4 protein-coding genes are annotated in these 4,254 nt (G+C 71.8%); 2 read left to right on the plus strand and 2 right to left on the minus strand.

What is annotated here, in order from left to right; all coding sequences use genetic code 11:
• Positions 1 to 461 (minus strand): hypothetical protein (locus tag JGS39_RS37735; protein WP_372456192.1); only part of this gene is annotated, 461 nt, incomplete at its 3' end.
• Between JGS39_RS37735 and JGS39_RS37740 the strand changes: the two genes are divergently transcribed.
• Both JGS39_RS37740 and JGS39_RS37745 read left to right on the plus strand, forming a co-directional pair.
• Positions 460 to 837 (plus strand): hypothetical protein, encoded by a 378-nt coding sequence (locus tag JGS39_RS37740; protein WP_219574292.1) that lies wholly within the window; start codon positions 460 to 462, stop codon positions 835 to 837. The genes JGS39_RS37735 and JGS39_RS37740 overlap by 2 nt on opposite strands.
• Before the next feature lie 103 nt (positions 838 to 940).
• Positions 941 to 3,142: an FG-GAP repeat domain-containing protein gene (locus JGS39_RS37745; protein WP_219574293.1), complete on the plus strand. Its 2,202-nt coding sequence runs from the start codon at positions 941 to 943 to the stop codon at positions 3,140 to 3,142.
• A 295-nt stretch (positions 3,143 to 3,437) separates the two neighbouring features.
• On the opposite strand, the gene JGS39_RS37750 is transcribed toward JGS39_RS37745, so the two are convergent.
• Positions 3,438 to 3,671 (minus strand): DUF6243 family protein, encoded by a 234-nt coding sequence (locus JGS39_RS37750; protein WP_219574294.1) that lies wholly within the window; start codon positions 3,669 to 3,671, stop codon positions 3,438 to 3,440.
• Positions 3,672 to 4,254: the final 583 nt, after the last annotated feature.

The raw sequence follows: 4,254 nt of genomic DNA on the forward strand, positions 1-4,254 counted from the left end.
GGGGAGGACGCCGACGGGGGCGGGGCGCCGGCTGTGTGGCGGGAGATCAGCGGGCCCCAGGTTGTGGTTCCGGCACCGGTGCCCGACCCGACCCCGGTGCGGCCGCAGCCGCTGACCGGGTACCGGCCACCCTCGGCCGGGGAACTGCCGCAGACGCCGGCGGAGCGGAAGGCACGCAGGCGGCGCACCCTGCTGATCACGGCTGCGGGTGTGGCGGGGGGCGTGTTGCTGGTATCGGCCCTGGCCTGGGTCGTCATGGACGTGAAGGGCCGGGTCGAGCACCGGAACACCGCCGACGCGTCGGCGTCGGCTCCGGGGCGAGGGTCCTCGTCGGCCCCCTCCGACCCGACGAACGCGGCGGACTCGACGGGCCCGGGCTCCGGTGCGGGTACGGACGGGACTTCATCGTCCTCCCCGGCCTCACCCAGGGACCCGCGGCCCGAACCGTATCCCGTGGTCATGCTGCAGACGAAGAACTCGGTGAACCTCGAGAACCCGGATGCGAAGGTCAAGGGCCGCACGGGGGACATCCGCTTCGGCTGCCGGTCGGCCGGTTGCGAACTGGAGAGCGACACGAGCGTGTTCCTCCAGCTGCACGGCAAGCCGGGCGGCACTCTCGACGAGTGCCGCCGGTTGCTCCGTCACGAGAAGAACCACCGCCTCCCGCTCGCCGGTGCGGCGAACGGGAGCGAGATCTGCATCAAGGACGCCTCGGGGGACCTCGCGCTGTTCGTGATCACGACGAAGTCGACCGCGGTGCCGGAAGTCGGCTTCCTCCTGGGCGACATGACGGTCTGGCGCGACGCGGCCCGGACGGTGGGCCGACCCTCCCCCTGAACCGCGCATCTTTCGAACAGCCGTACAACCCTGCACGGCTGTCGCGAGTCCTCTCGTCGTGGCACCTGGAGGCACCAGGACCACATCGCCCGGGAGGACTTCCTTGAACCACCTCAGCCCCACCGGCCGGCGCCTCGCTGTCGCCGCCGCCGTCGCCCTCGCCGTGACGGCCGGCGCCCTGACCACGCCGGTCCTGGCGGCCGCCCCGGTGGTGACAGCATCCGTCGCGACCCAGCAGCAGCCGATCTCCGTGCCGCCCGGCACGGTCGCCCTCTCCGCCGGGCCCACGGGTTTCCTGTCGCGGCACAAGGAGGGCGAGAGCGACGTCTACGCCTGGACGCGGTACGACGGCACCCGGACCCCGCTGCCAGGCGGCCCGTACCAGGCGAATGCGGGCACGGACATCGTCGTCCGGGTCGCCGGCACCACACGCTCCTTCCTCGACATGGCCACGGGCGAGGAACTGGTCACGCACGACCTCGGCGGGGTCTACGGAGCGGTCCAGTGCCAAGGGACCACGCTCGTCGCCTCGAAGCGCGCGGAGGCAGGTGCCTGGCAGGAGGTGCACCTGCTCGACAAGGACGACCAGGGCCGGGTCGTGGACCGGACGGTGACCGGCCTGCCGGAGGCCTCGGTGTGGAAGGGCGAGGCGAATTCCGCCCCGGGCACGTTGCTGCTCCATGGCTTCAAGGTCACGGACGGGACGTGGGAGCAGCGGTTGGCCGTCGTAGACCTCGCCTCGGCCTCGGTGACGGCGACGTACGTCATTCTGAACAACAAGAGTTACATCCATCCCGTCAGCGGGTCGCGTACCCACGTGGTCTGGCATGAGCGGGATGCCGAGGGTAAGTCCGTCCTGGCCGTGGCCCGGCGGGAGTCCCCGGAGGTGATCAGCCGCAGCACGTGGGTGGAGAGGGCGAACGAGTCGACGCTGACGTTCGGCCTCGCGGGCGACTGGGCCGTGTACAGCGAACCCGGTGCCTTCACCGCCCTGGGCCCGCCCCGTCTGGCCGGGTTGAACGCCCGATCGCTGACCACGGACGAGACCATCCCGCTCCTCGCGCACGCCACCGCCGTCGTGCCGGCAACCGACGGCGGTGTGATCGCGACCGGCGGCACGATCGAGCACGGCGAGGGGCTGTACCGGATCACACCGGGCGCTGACGGCGGTCGGCCGACCGTGTCCCTCCTGGCGACCACGGGAGTTCCCACCGTCCTCGCCGGACTGTCCGAGCCCGTGGCGCCGTCCGGCGAGATCGACCTTGACCAGGCGGACGGGAAGGTGCCGGCCGGCTGGACTCTCAGCCGGCCCAACGCGCGTGTCACTCTCCAGCTGACCCACACCCGTACGGGCGTGTCGGGCACCGTCGTGGCGTTCAACCCTGTGGCGGACACGACGGAATTCCGCCTGGACTGGGACGGTTTCCTCGACACGTTCCCGGCGTACCGGGGCGCGTACACGTGGACGATGAGGGCCGAGCCCCTCAACGGCCTCGGCCCGGCCATCGAGCGCACCGGCTCGTTCACCGTCACCCGAGCGCCCCGCCCGCACGACTTCGACGACAACGGTTCACCGGACATCTTCACCCGCTCTTCGACCGGAGTGCTGTCCCTGCACGACGCCGGCCAGCTCGGACGACTGACGTACGACGAGACGCCCCGTCGCACCAAAATCGGCGGCGGGTGGAACACGTACGACCGGATCGTCCCCGCCGCCACCGGCCTCGTCGCCCGCGACACGGCCGGCGTCCTGTGGTCGTACAAAGGCAAGGGGGACGGCTCCCTCACCCCCCGCAAGCGCGTCGGCGGCGGGTGGAACATCTACGACAAGCTCACCAGCGGCTCCGATCTGACCGGCGACGGCCTGAACGACCTCCTCGCCACGGACAGGACCGGCGTGCTGTGGCTCTACCCCGGCAAGGGAGACGGCACCCTCGCCGCTCGTACGAGGATCGGCGGCGGCTGGGGCGTCTACAACCAGGTGACCGCGACGGGCAACCTCGCCGGCGCCCCGGCCGGTGACCTCGTCGCCCGGGACAAATCCGGTGTGCTCTGGCTCTACCTCGGCAAGGGCGACGGCACGTTCGCGTCGCGGACGCAGATCAGCGGCGGTTGGAGCGGGTACCGGATCATCGGCCCGGGGGACATCGACGGGGACGGTTGGAGCGACCTGGTCACCGTCCCCGCGGGCGACTACTCCTCCACGTACATGAGGTTCTACTACGGCACGGGTCAGTGGAAGGCTCCGCTCCCCGCCACCGAGCCCCCCGGTGTCCACGTGACCGGTTTGGACCCGCTCCTCTGAGCGGACGCAGGACACGCCGGGCGGGAGAGGTACAGAAAACGGATAAGCCCCAGGTCACCGACCTGGGGCTTCGTTCAGGAGCGGGGGACGGGGACCGAACCCGCGCTCCGAGGGGTACGGGCGAGGATCCCGGACACGTCGCGGTCGGCGTCCCCGAGGTGTCCGGCGCATGTCCCGGGCGACGAGAACACCGAGCCCGCGTGCTGCGCCGTCGGCGGCCGTGCCGTCCGGGTGCCGCCCCGCGCGGGTCCGTGCGGTACACAGGTCGCGGTGCCCCTCCTGAGGCGGCGATACGTCAGCTCCGTGCGGTGTCGTCGCCCGTCTGCTCGGCGCTCTCGGTGCCTTCGGCACCCTCGGCCGCGCCCGCCTTCTCGCGCATCTTGCGCACCAGCTCTGCCTTCCGGTCGGCGGCACTCTGGCGGTCGAGGTTGCGGTGCGGACCGTTGTTCTGCCGTTCGGCGCGGGACAGCCTCTTGCGCTGGCCGCCGCCCATGCCCACGGGGTTGTTGATGTTCTTGCTGTCGGTCATGGGTTCTCCGGGAATGATGTCTCCCCCTCATTGCTCGCCCCTGCCGGACCGGGTGCGGGTGAGTTTCACGTACTGCGCGGGATAGCTTGCTGCCCTCGGCCCGGGCCGGACTGCGGGGCCGTCGGTTACTGCGTGGTGCGGTCCCGGTCGACCGCCGGGTGAGGGTGCGCCGTGCGGACGGCCGTGGCGGGGCCCGGGGCCCGGCACGCGCTCACGGCCCGACCGGTGTGTCGTACGGTGGCCGCGTGAGCGCCAGCGTTCGAGCAGGGCCGTCAGCAGGCCGCGCTTTTGCGCGCGTTCCACCCGGGCCTCCCACTTCTCAACCGTGCGGGACTGGTAGCCGGTCCGCTCGCTGATCTCCAGCGGGGAGATGCCCGCCTCCAGGGCCCGCGCCGTCGCCTCCCGCGCACGGGCGGCCAGCCGGAGCCCCGCTTCGTAGGCGCGGTGCGCTGCCGGCCGATCTCATCGAGCTCGCGCAGCACCTGGTCGTCCCCGTACGCCGTCATGCCGCTGATCGTGCCCGTCAGGTCATGCCTGCACGGGCGGATTCCCGGAACATGGCGCAGAGCGCCCGCCCGCCGTC

The sequence above is a fragment of the Streptomyces poriferorum genome (assembly GCF_019399235.1).
Classification (GTDB): domain Bacteria; phylum Actinomycetota; class Actinomycetes; order Streptomycetales; family Streptomycetaceae; genus Streptomyces; species Streptomyces poriferorum.

What these genes read in the sequence shown, in the direction of transcription:
- JGS39_RS37750 (WP_219574294.1), bottom strand. Translation starts at nt 3,671, where the DNA reads ATGACCGACAGCAAGAACATCAACAACCCCGTGGGCATGGGCGGCGGC.
- JGS39_RS37740 (WP_219574292.1), top strand. Translation starts at nt 460, where the DNA reads ATGCTGCAGACGAAGAACTCGGTGAACCTCGAGAACCCGGATGCGAAG.